Source organism: Clostridium sp. 1001271st1 H5, assembly GCF_005845215.1.
Taxonomy (GTDB): Bacteria; Bacillota; Clostridia; order Lachnospirales; family Lachnospiraceae; genus Enterocloster.
Window position 1 is genome coordinate 36,946 of sequence record NZ_SPHO01000005.1, and the last position, 16,845, is coordinate 53,790.

At 45.8% G+C, this 16,845-nt stretch carries 18 protein-coding genes; all 18 read left to right on the top strand.

Going from position 1 to position 16,845, the window contains the following annotated elements; genetic code table 11:
• The first annotated feature begins 5 nt into the window (after positions 1 to 5).
• The 18 genes from FGS84_RS08850 to FGS84_RS08935 all read left to right on the top strand — a co-directional run bounded on the left by FGS84_RS08850 (position 6) and on the right by FGS84_RS08935 (position 16,844).
• Positions 6 to 677, top strand: a complete 672-nt coding sequence (locus FGS84_RS08850) for a response regulator transcription factor (RefSeq protein ID WP_138307603.1) — start codon at positions 6 to 8, stop codon at positions 675 to 677.
• Positions 674 to 1,858, top strand: coding sequence for a HAMP domain-containing sensor histidine kinase (locus FGS84_RS08855; RefSeq protein ID WP_138307605.1), 1,185 nt, complete (start codon positions 674 to 676; stop codon positions 1,856 to 1,858). Before FGS84_RS08850 ends, FGS84_RS08855 begins: the two co-directional genes overlap by 4 nt.
• Before the next feature lie 64 nt (positions 1,859 to 1,922).
• Positions 1,923 to 2,603, top strand: a complete 681-nt coding sequence (locus FGS84_RS08860) for an ABC transporter ATP-binding protein (protein WP_138307607.1) — start codon at positions 1,923 to 1,925, stop codon at positions 2,601 to 2,603.
• A gap of 5 nt (positions 2,604 to 2,608) precedes the next feature.
• The gene (locus FGS84_RS08865) at positions 2,609 to 4,822 is read left to right on the top strand and encodes an ABC transporter permease (protein ID WP_138307609.1); all 2,214 of its coding nucleotides are present in this window, start codon (positions 2,609 to 2,611) and stop codon (positions 4,820 to 4,822) included.
• A gap of 18 nt (positions 4,823 to 4,840) precedes the next feature.
• On the top strand, positions 4,841 to 5,488 hold the full coding sequence (locus tag FGS84_RS08870) for a flavin reductase (protein ID WP_138307611.1): 648 nt from the start codon (positions 4,841 to 4,843) through the stop codon (positions 5,486 to 5,488).
• Complete coding sequence (locus FGS84_RS08875; RefSeq protein ID WP_330640814.1) at positions 5,481 to 6,137, top strand: nitroreductase family protein; 657 nt, start codon at positions 5,481 to 5,483, stop codon at positions 6,135 to 6,137. Before FGS84_RS08870 ends, FGS84_RS08875 begins: the two co-directional genes overlap by 8 nt.
• A gap of 43 nt (positions 6,138 to 6,180) precedes the next feature.
• Positions 6,181 to 6,801: an NUDIX hydrolase gene (locus FGS84_RS08880; protein WP_138307614.1), complete on the top strand. Its 621-nt coding sequence runs from the start codon at positions 6,181 to 6,183 to the stop codon at positions 6,799 to 6,801.
• Between the two features lie 329 nt (positions 6,802 to 7,130).
• Complete coding sequence (locus tag FGS84_RS08885) at positions 7,131 to 7,952, top strand: hypothetical protein (RefSeq protein WP_138307616.1); 822 nt, start codon at positions 7,131 to 7,133, stop codon at positions 7,950 to 7,952.
• A gap of 141 nt (positions 7,953 to 8,093) precedes the next feature.
• Entirely contained in the window at positions 8,094 to 8,729 is a 636-nt protein-coding gene (locus tag FGS84_RS08890; protein WP_138307618.1) for a TetR/AcrR family transcriptional regulator, read from the top strand.
• Positions 8,726 to 10,021 (top strand): MFS transporter, encoded by a 1,296-nt coding sequence (locus FGS84_RS08895; RefSeq protein WP_138307620.1) that lies wholly within the window; start codon positions 8,726 to 8,728, stop codon positions 10,019 to 10,021. Before FGS84_RS08890 ends, FGS84_RS08895 begins: the two co-directional genes overlap by 4 nt.
• Positions 9,996 to 12,308, top strand: a complete 2,313-nt coding sequence (locus FGS84_RS08900) for an FtsX-like permease family protein (protein WP_138307622.1) — start codon at positions 9,996 to 9,998, stop codon at positions 12,306 to 12,308. Before FGS84_RS08895 ends, FGS84_RS08900 begins: the two co-directional genes overlap by 26 nt.
• Before the next feature lie 3 nt (positions 12,309 to 12,311).
• The gene (locus tag FGS84_RS08905; RefSeq protein ID WP_138307624.1) at positions 12,312 to 13,070 is read left to right on the top strand and encodes an ABC transporter ATP-binding protein; all 759 of its coding nucleotides are present in this window, start codon (positions 12,312 to 12,314) and stop codon (positions 13,068 to 13,070) included.
• Between the two features lie 60 nt (positions 13,071 to 13,130).
• Positions 13,131 to 13,826, top strand: coding sequence for a DinB family protein (locus FGS84_RS08910; protein WP_138307626.1), 696 nt, complete (start codon positions 13,131 to 13,133; stop codon positions 13,824 to 13,826).
• Between the two features lie 37 nt (positions 13,827 to 13,863).
• Positions 13,864 to 14,295 (top strand): hypothetical protein, encoded by a 432-nt coding sequence (locus FGS84_RS08915; protein WP_138307628.1) that lies wholly within the window; start codon positions 13,864 to 13,866, stop codon positions 14,293 to 14,295.
• A gap of 113 nt (positions 14,296 to 14,408) precedes the next feature.
• Complete coding sequence (locus FGS84_RS08920; RefSeq protein WP_138307629.1) at positions 14,409 to 15,239, top strand: ankyrin repeat domain-containing protein; 831 nt, start codon at positions 14,409 to 14,411, stop codon at positions 15,237 to 15,239.
• A 237-nt stretch (positions 15,240 to 15,476) separates the two neighbouring features.
• On the top strand, positions 15,477 to 16,010 hold the full coding sequence (locus FGS84_RS08925; protein WP_243129921.1) for an ASCH domain-containing protein: 534 nt from the start codon (positions 15,477 to 15,479) through the stop codon (positions 16,008 to 16,010).
• Between the two features lie 139 nt (positions 16,011 to 16,149).
• The gene (locus FGS84_RS08930) at positions 16,150 to 16,506 is read left to right on the top strand and encodes a hypothetical protein (protein ID WP_138307632.1); all 357 of its coding nucleotides are present in this window, start codon (positions 16,150 to 16,152) and stop codon (positions 16,504 to 16,506) included.
• Positions 16,497 to 16,844 (top strand): DUF3795 domain-containing protein, encoded by a 348-nt coding sequence (locus FGS84_RS08935; RefSeq protein ID WP_138307634.1) that lies wholly within the window; start codon positions 16,497 to 16,499, stop codon positions 16,842 to 16,844. The genes FGS84_RS08930 and FGS84_RS08935 overlap by 10 nt, the downstream gene beginning before the upstream one ends.
• Position 16,845: the final 1 nt, after the last annotated feature.

Sequence of the window (16,845 nt, forward strand, 5' to 3'; positions counted from 1 at the left end):
AAAAAATGACAGAAGTTTACTATATTGAGGATGATGAAAATATTGCACAGGCAGTAAAAGACTATCTTGAGCAGCGGGGATGCAGGGTGAAAATTCTGGAAAGGATTGCAGACGCACAGCAGGCGCTGCGAGACGATATTCCTGCCATTGTTTTAGTAGACTGGAATATGCCGGATGGCCGAGGAGATAACCTGTGTCAATGGATACGAAGAAACTGGAGAGAGCTTCCGATTATTTTTATTACAGCAAGAGGGGATTCCTGTGATATTGTTACAGGGTTTCAAAGCGGTGCGGACGACTATGTGGTAAAACCCTTTGATTTAGAAGTATTATACTCACGGATATTGGCGTTGCTTCGCAGAAGCGGTAATGTTGCAGAGCAGTATCTTTCTTGTGACGAAATCAGAATAGACCAGAACCGGCGAGTCGTTTCTTACTGTTCAGAAGAAATAAATGTAAGTGCTGCGGAGTATCAACTGCTCTTGTACATGATGCAGAATAAGGGAAAAACGGTTACCCGGGAAAAAATATTGCAGCAGGTATGGGATGTGAATGGAAATTATGTGAATAACAACACACTTACAGTGACCATGAAGCGCTTACGGGATAAACTGCATCAGCCTTCTTGTCTGAAAACGGTCAGGAGCATTGGATACCGCATGGAGGACACGAAATGAGTGGGCGGAAGAATGTTTTGACAACGATAGGGTTTGTTCTGTCTGTCAGTCTGATTGCTTCTGCGATTGCTGTGATGCTGACTTCTCGTTATTACAGCCGGCTTCAATTTGATTCATTAAATGAAATATGCGGTGTAATGCTTCAGCAGGAACCGGAAGCAGAGAAAATAATTTTTAGAGCATTGAAAGAATATACAAGTGGAACTGTTAATGGTGCATGGGGACGTAATGTTTTGTCTGAATGGGGATATGGTATCGCTGACTTTTCCGGTTTTTCTTTTATGCAAAATCTGTGTTTTGCGGCCATAGGATTTCTGGCAGGTAGTATTCTGTTTGTGATTACTTTTTTATACCGGAACAGAAAGGAAAATTTGCGTATTCGTGCATTAGCCGATTATTTGGAACAGGTTAATATGGGAAAAGCAGAGATTTTATCGGCCTCTGGGGAGGATGATTTTTCTAAACTGGAAGATGAAATTTACAAGACGGTGACATTCTTATATCAAACAAAAGATAAAGCGGTTCAGGTGAGAAATGATTATGCTGAAAATTTATACAATATAGCACACCAGATAAAGACGCCAATCACTGCCATTTCTTTGTCTGTGCAGACCATGCGAAAAGGAAATAAACGAGAACAGACGGAAAAAATACAAAAGCAGCTTTTAAGACTAACCCGATTAGAGGAAGGTTTGCTTGTTTTATCCCGGTTTGATGCAGGTACACTGGTTCTTCAAAAAGCGGAAATAGATGTTCTGACGGTACTTGTTCTTGCCGCCGATAATTTACAGGAATTGTTTACGGAATCCGGGACATCGATTGACATTCCAGAGCTAGGAGAAATGGCGATCACAGCCGATTTGGAGTGGACGATGGAGGCAGTCATAAATTTGATGAAAAACTGTATGGAACATAACCGGGGAGGTCTCATACACTGTACATATGGACAGAATCCATTATATACGGAAATCTTGATTTGGGATGAAGGAAATGGATTTGCCAAAGAGGATATTCCACACCTTTTTGAACGGTTTTACCGGGGGAAAAATGCCTGTGCCGGAGGAATCGGCATAGGGCTGGCATTGGCAAAAGAGATTATTGAGAGACAAAACGGAACGATACATGCTAAAAATATGCCAGACGGTGGTGCTTGCTTTGAAATTCGCTTTTATTGTCACTGAGTTGTAATTTTCGTTTGCTATAATAATAGGGAACTTCAAAAGCCCCATAGGAGGAAACAACGAAATGGACATTTTAGTGTGCGAAAAAGTTCGCAAGGTATACGGCTTTGGCAATAATCAAGTGACCGCATTGGATGGAATTGACCTGACAGTCAGGAAGGGGGAATTTGTGGCGATTGTTGGAGCATCCGGTTCAGGAAAATCCACACTGCTGCACATTTTAGGAAGCGTTGAAAAACCTACAAGTGGAAAAGTTACAATAGACGGCACGGATCTTTCCAGGCTGAATCAGACACAGGCTGCAATTTTCAGAAGAAGAAAGGTAGGCCTGGTGTACCAGTTTTATAACCTGATTCCCACGCTTACTGTACGGAAAAATATTCTTATGCCGCTTGCACTTGATAAGAAGAAACCCAACAAAGACTATTTTGAAAAAGTAGTCCATTCTCTTGGGATTTCTGATAAGCTTGAATTTTTACCGAATCAGTTGTCTGGCGGGCAGCAGCAACGAGTGGCGATTGCCCGTTCTCTGATTTATCGCCCTGCACTGCTTTTGGCGGACGAGCCGACAGGAAATCTGGATCAAAAAAACACGAAAGAACTGATTGATATGGTAAAGCTCTCTAATCGGAATCTGGGGCAGACGATTCTGCTGATTACTCATGATGAAAAGGTAGCTTTAGAGGCAGACCGTATTATAACCATAGAAGACGGCGCCATCAAAAGTGATGAATGTCGGAGGTAATGGATATGTGGAGAGATTATTCATCCGGCTATATTAAAAATAATCGTTCGTCTGGCATTACCATTATGATTGCTGCATTTATTTCAGCACTGCTTTTGTCATTATTATGCGGGTTATTTTATAATACATGGAAATACGAGGTTGAAAGAATTGAACTGGAAGAAGGCAGTTGGCAAAGCCGGATTACAGGAGCATTTGATGCAGAAGATGTGGAAACCATAAAAACCTTTGGAAACGTAAAGGATGCAGTGGTAAATGAGAAAGAAACCAGAAACCAGGAAATGACCATAGACATTTATTTTAATGATATGAGGAAGGCGTTTGAAGATACGTCCCGAATTGTCACATTGATTGGAGAAAAATCGGAAACGGTCACTTATAATCATGAGCTTCTGGCCATGTATTTCATACGTGATCCGCAGGATACGGCGCCAAGGCTACTGTTTCCTCTGTTCCTATTCATAACGATAATGGCATCCGTTTCACTGATTGTTATTATACATAATTCCTTTGCGGTCTCTATGAATGCAAGAATTTACCAGTTTGGTATTTTTTCCAGCATTGGAGCTACACCAAAGCAAATACGGTCATGCCTTTTACAGGAAGCATTTGTTCTGTGTGCCATACCCGTTATGACAGGAAATATATTGGGGATCGTTATTAGCAGGGGGCTGCTGAACTTTATAAATATGCTGTTGGGAAGCAGGATAGAAGGCAGACATGAGGCGGTTTTCGGCTATCATCCCTATGTACTTTTTATTACCTTGCTCGTAACGATTCTGACCATATGGATTTCTGCATGGCTTCCTGCCCGAAAGCTAAGCAGGCTGACACCGCTGGAGGCGATTAAAAACACAGGTGAATTGCAGCTGAAGTGTAAGAAAAAATCGCCGTTTCTCACTCTTTTATTTGGAATGGAAGGAGAACTGGCAGGACAGGCTTTGAAATCGCAGCGGAAACCTCTGCGAACAGCATCACTTAGTTTGATACTTTCTTTCATGGCATTTACAATCATGCAGTGCTTTTTCTCGATGTCGGAAATTAGTACAAGGGAAACATATTTTGAGCGTTATCAGAATGTATGGGACGTGATGGTGTCAGTCAAAGATACAGATGTGGTTTCTTTTGAAAAAATAAAGGACATACAAGACCTTTCCGGTGTAAAAAGTTCCATTGCATATCAAAAAGCGGCAGCGAAAAGAATGATTACAGAAGCTGAATTAAGTGAAGAGATGAAAAGCTTTGGTGGTTTTTCCAATGCTTCTAATCATTCCGTTGCACAAACAGAGGATGGCTGGCTGGTAAACGCCCCGCTTATTATATTGGATGATGCAAGCTTTCAGCGATACTGTGAACAGATTGGCATTACTCCACGGCTTGATGGGGCAGTTGTCAGAAATCAGATCCGGGATATGACAAATCCGGATTTCAGGCATCCGGAGTATATGCAATATATAAAGGGAGAAAAAGACACCAGCATAATAAAACCGTCCGAAAAGGGAGAAACGATGGTGGAACTCCCTGTTTTAGCATATACGGAGGAAGTGCCTGCTTTAAGGGAGGAGTATGGGAAGTCTGATGATTATGAGTTGGTTCATTTTATGCCGGCGTCTCTGTGGAGGGAAATAAAGGAAAAAATTGCAGGGGGTGAAGACGATACGTACATTTGCATTCTTGGCAACAAAAATGAAACGTTAGAGGAATTAAATGAACTGCAGACAGCAATGATTCAGACCATAGGGGAAACATATACAGTGGAAAGTGAGAATCGCATTCAGGAACTGGAGACAAATGACAGAATGATTCAGGGAATGATGGCTATTTTCAGCGGCTTCTGTGTTTTGCTTGCAATCATTGGGATCGGTAACGTGTTTTCCAATACACTTGGTTTTGTGCGCCAGAGAAAGAGGGAATTTGCCAGATATATGTCTGTCGGAATGACACCGCAGGAAATCAGGAAAATGTTCTGTATTGAGGCACTGGTCATTGCCGGCCGTCCGGTATTGTTTACAATTCCGCTGGCCATTCTTGCGGTGGGCGCTATGCTGCGGAGGAGTTATCTGGAAGTGAGTATTTTTATTGCTGAAGCTCCATTTATTTCCATTGGCGCTTTCCTGTTTGCTATTTGGGGAACCGTAACATTTGCATATTATCTTGGCTGGAAAAAGATACGGAAAATAAATTTGGCTGAGGTTTTGCGAGACGATACAATGATTTAGAGGGGAGGCGGTGTTCTAATGAAAATAGAAATAGGGAAAGCATTTCCACAGTATTTCAAACCCTTATACCCAGAGGAATTTGAATTATTTTCACATTTTGAAACGACAGCAGGCATACCAACCGTTTTATTTGCAATCACGACATGGAAAGAGAACGGAAAGCCGAATGTCTGTTTTCATGCATGGAGTTGTTTTCATGGCGATAAGACAGCTTTTTTTGCTGTCATGGGAAACCTTTATCAGCATACCCATACCTATGCAAATATCCAAAGAGAAAAGTGCTTTTGTATCAATTTTTTGCCGATAAGCTATTATGATAAGCTGGTAGATACTATTAACCATAACGATTACGACGCAGATGAATTTTCAGTGGGAAATTTTTCTGTTGTAAATGCCAAAACCATTTATGCCCCCATGATACAGGAAGCATTTTTAAACATAGAGTGTACCTTGAAAGAAATACAGGATTTAAGCGGCGCAGGTATTACGTCGATGATCATCGGACAGGTACAGCATATTTCTGTTGAAGAAGAATATGCACAGGGTTATGAAAAACGATATAGAAAAGATGGTTTTATGATGTTAATTCCTGCCCCACAGGACCTGAAAACCGGAGAACCTAATCGATCAGCGATTGCAACGGTAAACATTGAAAAGTATGATTGATAAATTACAGGTTGTCGGGCAGAACAAATTAGAATTTGAAAGGACAAGAGTAAAAATGATTTCTGCAATTTATGATAGACGAAGTATAAGAAAATTTATAGATAAACCTATATCTGAAAAAGATATGACAGACATTATCCAAAGTGGAATAAAAGCACCTTCTTCTAAAAACAGACAACCGTGGAAATTTATTGTGATACAAGGAAATGCTAAAGAGGAAATGCTAAAAAATTTTCGTCAAGGAATCGAAAGAGAAGAAAGCGTTAGTACCTTGTTGTCACAGAGCAAACAACACATAGCTGCTGCAAAACACACGATTGATATAATGGCAGAAGCACCAGTGATAGTTTTTGTTGTTAATTCATTGGGGAAAAGTATTATGGAAAAATTATCAACGGAAGAACGTGTTTATGAAATCTGTAATATTCAGTCTATAAGTGCTGCTATACAAAATATGCTTCTTGCTGCTACTGAAAAAGGAATAGGTAGTCTTTGGATATGTGACATTTATTTTGCATATTCAGAATTGTGTAAGTGGTTGGATAGTGACGGACAACTTATTGCAGCGATTGCATTTGGTTATCCAAATGAATTTCCTAAAGAAAGACCACGCAAGAATATTGATGATGTAGTGGAGTGGAGAAACTAATTTGTCAAAGTGACAACTTTGAATTTGACGAGGTAATTGATATATGAACACAAATGAACAATGGTTAAAATGGGCGGTAGAATTACAGAGTTTGGCACAAGCAGGGCTATTCTATGCAAAAGATAATTTTGATACGGAAAGATATGAGAGAATTAGAGAAATTTCCGCTGAAATGATTAGTCATAAAACAGGAATTCCTTTAGAAAAAGTAAAAGATTTATTCTGTAATGAAATAGGTTACCAAACACCTAAAATTGATACGCGAGCTGCTATTTTTCAACAAGATAAAATTTTGTTAGTACATGAAAAAAATGATACATGGTCACTACCAGGTGGATGGTGTGATGTTGATGTGTCAGTAAAGGAAAATACAATTAAGGAAGTCAAAGAAGAAGCAGGTTTAGATGTGTCTGCTGATTTGGTCATAGCCGTACAAGATAGAGAAAAACATAATTTGCCTATTTATGCTTACAAGGTATGTAAAATTTTTGTACTTTGCTCTGTTGTTGGTGGAAGTTTTTTAGAAAACATTGAAACAATAGAAAGTAAATATTTTGGTATTGATGAATTACCTCAATTAGCATTAGAAAAAAATAATGTAGAACAAATACAAATGTGTTTTGAAGCATATCATTCAGAAAACTGGAAAACAATAATTGATTAAATTCCAGTTTGTGGGATTAGAAAACTTTAATTTATTAATGCACCGTATTCATGTAGAAAACTACTATGCGATATAGTTATTTTTAAAAAGTTGAATAAAAAGCATTATTAAAAATGTTTTTGGAGAGGAATATGGTAGTAATCAATGAGAAATTTAAAAGAAATATTATTTCCTAAAGAAGTAAAACCAATAAGACTGTTCGGATTTCGTGTTTTTAATATAGGCGGCCGAATAAGATGGCTGCTAAATTTGTTTAAGAAATAGCCAAGTGATGGTAAAAATAAAACTCAAGTTGTACCGTTGCGAAGATAAATAGGAGGAAAGTTCAGATGGAAGATTTCAATGATGCTGCTAAAAGTATTGCGGAGAACGCGGTGCAGTATGCCATGCACAGTGGAATAACCCTTGATTACACAAGAGAAAGCGCTAAAGATGTCGATGATTTTCTCGGAGACTGCCATGACTGTCTTGACAAGTACGACAGTGACGACGGCGCAAAAACTTTGTGGAATGTTGCGGTTCTGTTCGGATCATATATTGGGGAGATGCTTTTGCGCTCCGGGCTGGCTGAAAAGGGATTTGTCTGGATTGAGGACGATGGACTTCCGATCCTCGGTATTCCCGGCAGCGGAACTACCGTTTCACCGCTTACCAAAGCTCACAAACGGATTCTTAACGGTGCGGACGACGGTATTGAAAGCTTTGTTGACGTGGTGTTCTCTGTCGCAGAAGGTGAGATGCCGAAAACAGGAGTGCTGCGAGTGCCTGATGTCGAAACGGCAAGCGGTAAAAAAACTGAAAGAATTACCTTTGAAGAAGCGGATTATTACATATCTCTTGTGGCGGAGGGCAAAGAAAATCATGTGATTTTTGAATCCCATGACGGATTTTTTCAGTTCTACGGTGTCGGAGATCAGTTCATCTGCGAGGCCTGGTTCAATCTGGGAGGACGCAGGGCGTATGCACTGATAAATCCCGACTGCACGAATACCGAACGCGTCGATCTTGTCACACCGTTCGGTAAATATACCCCAAGAGAACGGGATATTATTTCTCTTGAACAGCTTCAAATAGCTGTGCGGGAGTATTTTTCCAATCTTGAGGAAGCGGACTTTCTCGCCAAAATTCCGCATGAGGTAATAGAAATGTAGATTTTCGTTTCCTGATAGAAGGGATAACGCTCTGCAGTAAAATTACTCCTCTGCAAATAAAATTCCCTGCTTGACAGGTAGATGAAAAGATGCTATCCTTTAATAGATAGACAGTCGGTCTGTAGAGAGGAGACGAAAAATATGAGAATTGTCAAGGAAGCAACGGAACGGAAAAATGAAATATTGGATGCGGCGGCGGTTTTGTTTATGAAAAAGGGTTTTGACAATACCAGCACCAATGATATTTTAGACGCAGTGGGAATTGCAAGGGGCACCCTTTATCATCACTTCAAGTCCAAGGAGGATGTGATGGATGCGCTCATTGACCGGCAGATGGAGAAAATTTTGTCAGCGGCCCGTGAGGCAGCGGCAGATCAAAGCGTCCCGGTGGAGGAACGGATTGTCCGCACGATTACTGCGCTCCACATCGGTGAGGAAGGCGGCCCCATGACGGAACATCTCCATAAGCCACAAAACGCGCTCATGCAGCAAAAAATTAATCAGATCACGATGCAGCAGGTTCCTCCTATACTGGCGGGCATCATAGAAGACGGTATTAAAGAGGGGCTGTTTGAAACGCCCTACCCCCTTGCGTGTATGGAACTGGCGGTCATCTATCTGAAAACGGTTCTTGACGATGGTGTTTTTGAGCTGACGGAGCCGGAAACTACTGCCCGTATTGAGGCGTTTACGTTCCATTTGGAACGGATGTTGGGTGTGGAGCAGGGGCGGCTGAGCTTTTTCACGAAACTGTTTGAAAGAAAGGAGGAACTTTGAACCAATTCAGAAAATTTTTGCTGCTCTGGTCCGGCGACTTTATCTCCGCTATCGGGAGTGGGCTGACCTCCTTCGGTTTGGGAGTCTATATATTCCAGCAGACCGGGCAGGTGTCTTATATGGCCCTTGTCACATTACTTGCCTTTTTGCCCTCCCTGCTTTTAAGTGTCCCCGCCGGAGTGCTTGCCGACCGCTATGACCGCAGGCTCCTGATGGTGATTGGAGACAGCTTCTCGGCCATCGGTCTTTTGTATATCCTTGTCTGTCTGACGCGCGGCCAGGCACAGGTTTGGCAAATCTGCGCGGGAGTCGCTGTCAGTTCGGTGTTCACTTCTCTTTTGGAGCCTTCTTATAAAGCGACCATCACCGATCTGCTCACGCCGGAGCAGTACAGCAAGGCCAGCGGTCTGGTTCAGGTGGCGGGGAGCGCCAAGTATTTAATCTCTCCCATTTTAGCGGGTTTCCTTCTGACCATTTCCGATATCCGGCTGCTGCTTGTTTTGGATATCGGCACCTTTTTCGTTACCGTCACCACCACTCTGGCGGTACGCAAAGGGCTTCCAAGCAAAAAAACAAATCAGGCATCGTCCTTTGTTTCGGAGTTTAAAGACGGCTTCCGGGCCGTCACAGGAAAAAAAGGCGTTATGACGCTGGTGGTCATGGGTTCTGTCGTTACACTCTGCCTGGGTATCATCCAGACACTCGCCTCACCGATGATCTTAAGCTTCACGGGCAGTGATACACTTGGAACGCTCATGACCGTCATCGCTCTGGGGATGCTGGCGTCCAGCATCGTACTGGGCGGGCTTTCCATCAAAAAAGGCTATGCCCGGATGCTCAGCCTCTCCCTGTTCGGGTCGGGTGTCTTTATGGCGGTATTCGGCCTGCGGGAAAACATCTGGATGATTGGGATTTCCGGCTTCCTGCTATTCGCCATGTTTCCTTTCGCCAACGCAAGCCTTGACTTTTTGCTTCGGACGAATATTGACAATAACCTGCAGGGCAGGGCGTGGGGGCTGATCGGGTTCATCTCCCAGCTTGGCTATGTGGCGGCCTATGCCCTATCCGGGGTATTGGCGGATTACTTATTTACGCCTCTGCTGCTCCCCGGCGGCGCGCTGGCGGGAACGGTGGGAACGGTTTTCGGAGTCGGCGCCGGACGAGGAATCGGCTTTCTTATCACAATGGCGGGACTGTTTCTTTGTGTAACCGCAGTATTCCTTTTTGGAATCAAATCGATTCGGGGACTGGAGAAAGGGAGCGTTTATGAAAAGCAGAATGATTTGGAATGACATCGCCAGAAACAAAGCGGTAGCGCTCATGCTCCTGCTGTTTGTCAGTGCGGCGGCCATGCTGCTGTCGTCAGCGGCCGTTCTTGGGGCGAACCTGTCCGGTTCCATCGACCGGCTGATGCAGGACGCCAGGACGCCGCACTTTATGCAGATGCACACCGGCGAACTGGAGCTTGACAGGCTCGAAGCCTTCGCCGCCGAGCAGGCGCAGGTTTCGCAGTTTCAGGTGGTCCGATTCCTCAATATGGACAATGACAGCATTGAAATAAACGGAGGAACACTTTCCGGCTCGCTGCAGGACAACGGATTCTGCACACAGAGCGGGCAGTTCGATTTTCTCCTGGACGCTGACGGCGTCCCGGTCCGCCCTGCGGACGGTGAAGTGTACGCCCCTGTTTTCTACCGCAAGGACGGAGTGATGAAGCTGGGCGATACCATCTCCATCCACGGGCTGCGGTTTACCATTGCCGGTTTTGTCCGGGATTCCCAGATGAACTCCGCCCTCGCGTCCTCCAAACGGTTTGTGGTAAGCGAGGCGGATTACGCCCGTCTGGAGCCGTTCGGCGCGGTGGAATACCTGATTGAATTCTGTCTCGACGATCGGTCCCATTTAGGAGCGTTCACTGCCGCCTACAGCGCGGCCGGACTTCCGGCCAATGGCCCCGCGCTTACTTGGCCGCTGTTTCGCATGATGAGCGCCATTTCGGACGGTATCATGATTGCGGTGGTTCTGCTGGTGGGCATCCTCGTAATCCTGATTGCGCTCCTGTGTATCCGGTTTACGCTCCTCGCTAAAATTGAGGATGACTACCGGGAAATTGGCACTATGAAAGCGATCGGTATGCGCGTGTCGGACATACGCAGTCTGTACCTCTCAACCTATGGGGCGATTTTGGCGGCGGGATGCGTCCTGGGATTTGGGCTCTCCCTGCTGTTTGTTCGCCTGATGACCGGGGGCATCCGCCAAAACCTTGGCAGCAGCGGCAACGATACGGCCGCGTTTCTGCTCGGTTTGGCCGGTGTCCTCCTCCTGTTCCTTTTTGTGCTGCTCTACGTGAGCGCCAATCTGCGGCGCTTTGGCAGGATTTCCGCCGCAGAAGCCATTCGATTCGGAATGGCGGGGCAGAACCAGGCGGGCGCGAAAACCGTCCGGCTGGGCGGAGGTATTCCCCTCAACCTGTCTCTCGGCATGCAGGATGTATGGATCAGGAAGCGGCTCTATGGGACGATGTTCATTGTCGTGATTCTGGCGGTATTTATCATGATTGTGCCGCAAAACCTGTATTACACCATCTCCGCGAAGGATTTCATTACCTACATGGGGGTAGGGTGCTGCGATCTGCGCATGGATCTGCAGCAAATTGACCGGATGGGGGAAAAGGTGGCGGATATTGCAGCCTGTCTGGAAGCGGATTCGGCGGTTTCCGAGTTTGCCGTGCTGACGACGAAAACCTTTGGTGTCAGGCTGGAGGATGGAACCACGGAAAACAGTAAAGTGGAGCTGGGCGACCATGCGGTGTTCCCGGTAGCGTGCGTAAGCGGGCGGATGCCACTCGCGGAACAGGAGATTTCTCTGTCGGTCTTGTGTGCGGAGGAATGGGAAAAAGGGGCCGGCGACGAGTTGACCCTGCTGACCGCCGATGGGGAGAAAACCCTGACGGTCTGCGGGATCTACTCGGACATCACAAACGGCGGAAAGACGGCGAAAGCGGTTTTCTCCGACGATTCTACCAAGGCGGTATGGAGCACCGTCTGCATAAGCCTTAAGGATTCGAACCAGCTTGACAGCAAAAAAGTGGAATATGGGAGCCGCTTCCCGTTCGCCAAGATATCAGGCATCGAGGACTATATCGCGCAGACTTTTGGGCAGACGCTGCGCAGTGTGCGAACCGCGTCGCTGGTGTCCGTTGTTGTTGCCGCAGCAATCACACTGCTTGTCACGCTGTTGTTCCTGAAGCTGCTGGTGGCAAAGGACCGCTATTCCATCGCGGTGATGAAAGCCATGGGCTTTACCGATACAGACGTTAAAAAACAGTACCTGTGGCGGGCCGTCACCGTGCTGGCCGTTGGGATTGTCTGCGGCACGGTTCTTGCCGGAACGCTGGGCGAAAAGCTGGCGGCGGCAGCGATATCCATGATCGGGGCGGCGGCATTCCGCTTTGTCGTGAACCTGCCTGCGACGTATCTGTTTTGCCCGCTGATTATGCTGTTCACAGCGCTCATCGCCATTGCGGTGGGAACCGCGGCAATCCACGATATCCGGATTTCACAGGCCATAAAGGAGTAGACCATGGGTAAATTATTAGTGAGTGAAAAAATTGAAAAATCATATGGAAGCGGGGACGAGCGCCGCAAGGTGCTGGACGGCGTTTCGGTGGAGATAGGGGGCGGGGAATTTGTGGCGGTGATGGGGGCCTCCGGCTCCGGGAAATCGACGCTGCTCTACGCGCTCAGCGGGATGGACGGGATTGACATGGGAGAGGTCACATTCGAGGGGAAACCGCTGTCCGGGCTTTCAGACGACGCGCTGACGGACCTGCGCAGAACGAAGATGGGCTTCGTTTTCCAGCAGCCCACCCTGCTGAAAAATCTGAACATACTCGACAACATTCTTCTGCCCCAGATGCGGGATCACCGCAGGAATGTGAAAAAGCTGACTGTCTGGGCCAGGACTCTGATGGAGCAGGTCGGCATCGCGGAGCTGGAGCAGCGGGACGTCACACAGGTTTCCGGCGGCCAGCTCCAGCGGGCGGGCATCTGCCGTGCGCTGATGAGCAGCCCGAAAATCGTGTTTGCGGACGAACCGACAGGCGCGCTGAACTCGAAGTCCTCCGATGAAATCATGACGCTTTTTTCGGGAATCCATCGGGCTGGCACAGCCATTCTATTGGTAACGCACGATGCGAAGGTCGCGGCGAGGGCGCAGAGGGTGTTGTTCATGCAGGACGGCAAAATCGTGCGTAGCCTTGCACTGTCAGGGGCTGGTTCAGGGAACCTCGCATGGAACACGGAAAAAGTCCTGTCGGAAATGAAGTGTTTGAACATTTAATGTAAAATACCTGATCCAACCACAATGAGATGAAGAAATTTATATGCAAGGAGCCCGCCTATGGTTGATATAGAGAACGATTACAATACTAGATTAGATGAATTGCGGAGGCGAATCAAGTCTCCCAGGAATTTTCAATCTGCGATGGAGCTGGCGCTTGAAATCCATGCAATGACTCACACCGGCGAGGTTTCTTCCAGTTCTGTACCTACGTTTTGTGACGAATTATTGGATGGACTGGAGGACGAGGATTACAGCATCATGCCTACCGAAAAGGATGAAACCATTGCGTGGCATTTATGGCATATCGCAAGAATCGAAGACCTGGTGGGTAACCTTCTAATTGCAGAAAAGCCGCAGATATTCAGTGATGAATGGATGGAAAGGCTGAACGTTTCCGTAAAGGACACCGGGAATGCCATGACGGATGATGAGATTATCGGCTTTAGTAAACAGGTAAAAAAGCAGGAGTTAATCAATTACCGGAACGCAGTAGGGCGTCAGACCCGCGAACTGTTAAAAGCATTGATGCCCGGTGATTTGAAACGGAAGCCTTCTGACGAGTCTTTGGCACGTCTGGTCAGTGAGGGTGGTCTGCTGGAGGTGAAAAAATCCATATGGCTTAAGAAGTTTTGGGGGAGTTATACCGTTACGGGACTCATTCTTCTGCCATTGACATATCATCATATGATTCATTTACCGGACAGTGTGAGGATTAAGGAATTTGTTGAAAAATCACGCAGTGGAACTCTATGATACAATGAGCGTTAATGAGCAAAGGCGAGTGGCGCTCATGGGCAAAGCCTATGGTACAATGGCTTCAATCAAGGTAAAACTTGGAGAGAGGAATCCAGTTCTTATGATAATGAAAAAAACAACATGGCTATGTATAGGTGCTGCATTAATTTTGGTGATTGGTGTAGGGGCAATTTTTGCTACATCACAGGCTGTGAAATATTCTGAATTGCCATCAGGAGCTTTTGAAGAACAATACTCCCCGTACAGCGTCTATGGCTTCGAATATATTGGATCTGAGTACGACCCGAATATTCCAGGAAGCGGCGTAGGTAACCTATACTATAACGGACAGTTGGTTGAAACGTTTGTTGACCGGAAGGACAACCATGACATATTAAGATATGAAGCGAAAGAAACGCGGGGAATTACGGTATATACAATTTATGATAGTGATGGAACCTTAACAGGGCTGGAACAGGTGAATTGAATATACTCGCAGGATATATTTAAAACAATATGGAATGTACAAACATAATAGGTTGGTGACGCTACATAGCGCAAATTACTGGAAGTGAAGGTTCCATTCGGGAGGTGCTTATTATGAAAAAATTATTTACTATGATACGGCGGGGCCAGGTAGAGGAAGTCCGAAAGATTCTGGAGAAGAAACCGGAGCTGATCGCCTGCACCGCCAAGGCCCCACCCAGGAAGGACGACGGGCAGTCGCCCCTGATGGTGGCCATCAAGAGCGACAATCTGGAGGTGGCCCACTTGCTGCTGGACTTCGGCGCGGATGTGAATTTCGTCAATGGGGACGAGCCTACCGAGCCCTATTCCATCTATGCGCCGATTTGGGACAACGCCCTGGGGCAGTGCTTCCTGCGGGCGAATCATACCGTTTCAGAAGCGTCCAAGGCGCGGACGGAGGGCTATTTTCAGCTCCTGTGCCGCCTTCTGGACTTGGGGATGGACATCAACCGGGAGCTCACCTGTTCCCTGCCGCAGTTCCACCCGAAAAAAGCATGGCGGGCCGCCCTGGACTATTATCAGCAGTTTTCTTTCGACGATTTTGCACGCAATTCGATTGGAGAAATGAAACGGGAACAGCAGCGGCAGCTCCAAGATTGGACGGCCCGTATCCTAGAGGTATTGGCCGCCCACGGCGCCGATATCTACGATTATCATATCAGGGAAAAGTCTTCGACCGCCGACGATATTGACCGCATCATCCGCAATCTGATCTTGAACCGGGAGCTGCGAGAGGGTATCCGGGAGTTGACGGAGGGGGAGCAGAAATATATGCCCCAGTGGTTTGAGGTAAAATGGCGGCCCATGGACGCCATCCTGCGGCCTTACTACGCTAAGGACAACCCCTATTATGGCGTGGAGGTCACGCCGGAGCGGCGGGCGTTTTTTGAGCGCTTTGTTTAGGCATTAAAAGCGAAGAACTGCGGTTGGTTCTAAAAATATCAGTCAGCTCGATATGGAAGAAAGTAGAGGAATGTGTATGAGAAACGCTAAAATTGACGAATCAAAACTTCAAGAAGTTATGGACATTATTAAGACGTCCGCCAGTCTCATAGAGATATTCTGATTACTATGGAGGGAATAGATTGAAAAATATAACACGGAATACAAAAAAAGGCGTACCTTAACAAGTTATACCTGATGGGTATAAAAATTAAAAAATATTTCAAAGAATGCTATTTGTGCCGCGAGCGTCAGTGGCGCGGAATGGAGATTACAATGACTGAAAAAGAAATGTGGGCAGCCTATATTGAGGAAAACCCATCTTATAAGGAACAATGTTATGAGGCGTGGTGTTATGGCAGCAAAACACCGGATTTACTGGCAGAATTGACGGCAGCGGGAACGAAAACAGCTACTGCATCTGCCTATCCATTTTATGAATATGAAAAATGCGAATTGCCCAAAGTCGGAGAGCACAATATCATACTGCGTACCGATGGGGAAGCGGTGTGTGTCACAAAGACGACCCGCGTTTCTGTAGTACTTTTTATGCAGGTGAGTGCGGAACATTCCTATAAGGAGGGAGAAGGAGATCGAAGCTTAACGTACTGGAGAACGGTCCACGCGCAAGCTTTCGCGGATGAACTGGCAGAGATCCATATGAATTTTTCAGAAGATATGCTTGTTGTCTGCCAAGAATTTCAAGTGGTTTTTCTACGCATTGGCAGGTAAGAAAGAAGCTGTGGTTGAGGTATATTGATAATGACAGGCTGATGCATGTCAGAGAGTGCTCACAAATTCATGAGAAATGCGACACGCTGATGTCGCATTTCTCATGATAAACTCATCTGAGACAAAGGAGGAATGGAATATGCCGTTTACTGAACTATGTATTTATCAAGTCAAACCGCAAAAGGTTGATGAATTCGAGGCGTTGATGCTGGAAGCAAAAGAGTTTCTGGAAAAGCAAAAGGGGCTGCTCTTACTGCGGTTCGTAAAGAGAGAATACCATATCGACATGGAGCAGATTAAAGAAGGTCTGCCGCCGCCCAAGATCACGCGCATCGTGAAAAGCGTCAAGTATATGCTCTATTGGGAGTTTGATACGAAAGAAAGCTATGGGGCAGCACAAAAAAATCTCTACGACAGCTATTGGAAGTCGATTGAAAGATGTCTGGTAGCGCCGCATGACAAATATTTAGGAGAGGGGATGTTTTCATGGAATTAGCATATTGCGGTTTAAAATGCGACGAATGTCCTATTTATACTGCCTCTGTCAGCAAAAATACAGCAGAACAAATCAGACTGGCAAAAGCGTATTCGACGGATGATTATCAATTTTCAAAAGAAGATATGGTTTGTTTCGGCTGTCATACTGAGTTTACATCTAAAAAAATGTGCGGGGACTGCGAAATAAGAAAATGCGGTGTTGAGAAAGCCTGTAAAAATTGTGCGGAGTGTACGGAGTTTCCCTGTTCGTTACTTGAAGAACAGCTGGGGGACAGTTCCGATGGTCTGAACCGATTAAAGCAGCTTGCCGCAGCAGTCAGACAGGCAGAGGGATGAT

What these genes read in the sequence shown, in the direction of transcription:
- FGS84_RS08850 (WP_138307603.1), top strand. Translation starts at nt 6, where the DNA reads ATGACAGAAGTTTACTATATTGAGGATGATGAAAATATTGCACAGGCA.
- FGS84_RS08855 (WP_138307605.1), top strand. Translation starts at nt 674, where the DNA reads ATGAGTGGGCGGAAGAATGTTTTGACAACGATAGGGTTTGTTCTGTCT.
- FGS84_RS08860 (WP_138307607.1), top strand. Translation starts at nt 1,923, where the DNA reads ATGGACATTTTAGTGTGCGAAAAAGTTCGCAAGGTATACGGCTTTGGC.
- FGS84_RS08865 (WP_138307609.1), top strand. Translation starts at nt 2,609, where the DNA reads ATGTGGAGAGATTATTCATCCGGCTATATTAAAAATAATCGTTCGTCT.
- FGS84_RS08870 (WP_138307611.1), top strand. Translation starts at nt 4,841, where the DNA reads ATGAAAATAGAAATAGGGAAAGCATTTCCACAGTATTTCAAACCCTTA.
- FGS84_RS08875 (WP_330640814.1), top strand. Translation starts at nt 5,481, where the DNA reads ATGATTGATAAATTACAGGTTGTCGGGCAGAACAAATTAGAATTTGAA.
- FGS84_RS08880 (WP_138307614.1), top strand. Translation starts at nt 6,181, where the DNA reads ATGAACACAAATGAACAATGGTTAAAATGGGCGGTAGAATTACAGAGT.
- FGS84_RS08885 (WP_138307616.1), top strand. Translation starts at nt 7,131, where the DNA reads ATGGAAGATTTCAATGATGCTGCTAAAAGTATTGCGGAGAACGCGGTG.
- FGS84_RS08890 (WP_138307618.1), top strand. Translation starts at nt 8,094, where the DNA reads ATGAGAATTGTCAAGGAAGCAACGGAACGGAAAAATGAAATATTGGAT.
- FGS84_RS08900 (WP_138307622.1), top strand. Translation starts at nt 9,996, where the DNA reads ATGAAAAGCAGAATGATTTGGAATGACATCGCCAGAAACAAAGCGGTA.
- FGS84_RS08905 (WP_138307624.1), top strand. Translation starts at nt 12,312, where the DNA reads ATGGGTAAATTATTAGTGAGTGAAAAAATTGAAAAATCATATGGAAGC.
- FGS84_RS08910 (WP_138307626.1), top strand. Translation starts at nt 13,131, where the DNA reads ATGGTTGATATAGAGAACGATTACAATACTAGATTAGATGAATTGCGG.
- FGS84_RS08915 (WP_138307628.1), top strand. Translation starts at nt 13,864, where the DNA reads ATGGGCAAAGCCTATGGTACAATGGCTTCAATCAAGGTAAAACTTGGA.
- FGS84_RS08920 (WP_138307629.1), top strand. Translation starts at nt 14,409, where the DNA reads ATGAAAAAATTATTTACTATGATACGGCGGGGCCAGGTAGAGGAAGTC.
- FGS84_RS08925 (WP_243129921.1), top strand. Translation starts at nt 15,477, where the DNA reads ATGGGTATAAAAATTAAAAAATATTTCAAAGAATGCTATTTGTGCCGC.
- FGS84_RS08930 (WP_138307632.1), top strand. Translation starts at nt 16,150, where the DNA reads ATGCCGTTTACTGAACTATGTATTTATCAAGTCAAACCGCAAAAGGTT.
- FGS84_RS08935 (WP_138307634.1), top strand. Translation starts at nt 16,497, where the DNA reads ATGGAATTAGCATATTGCGGTTTAAAATGCGACGAATGTCCTATTTAT.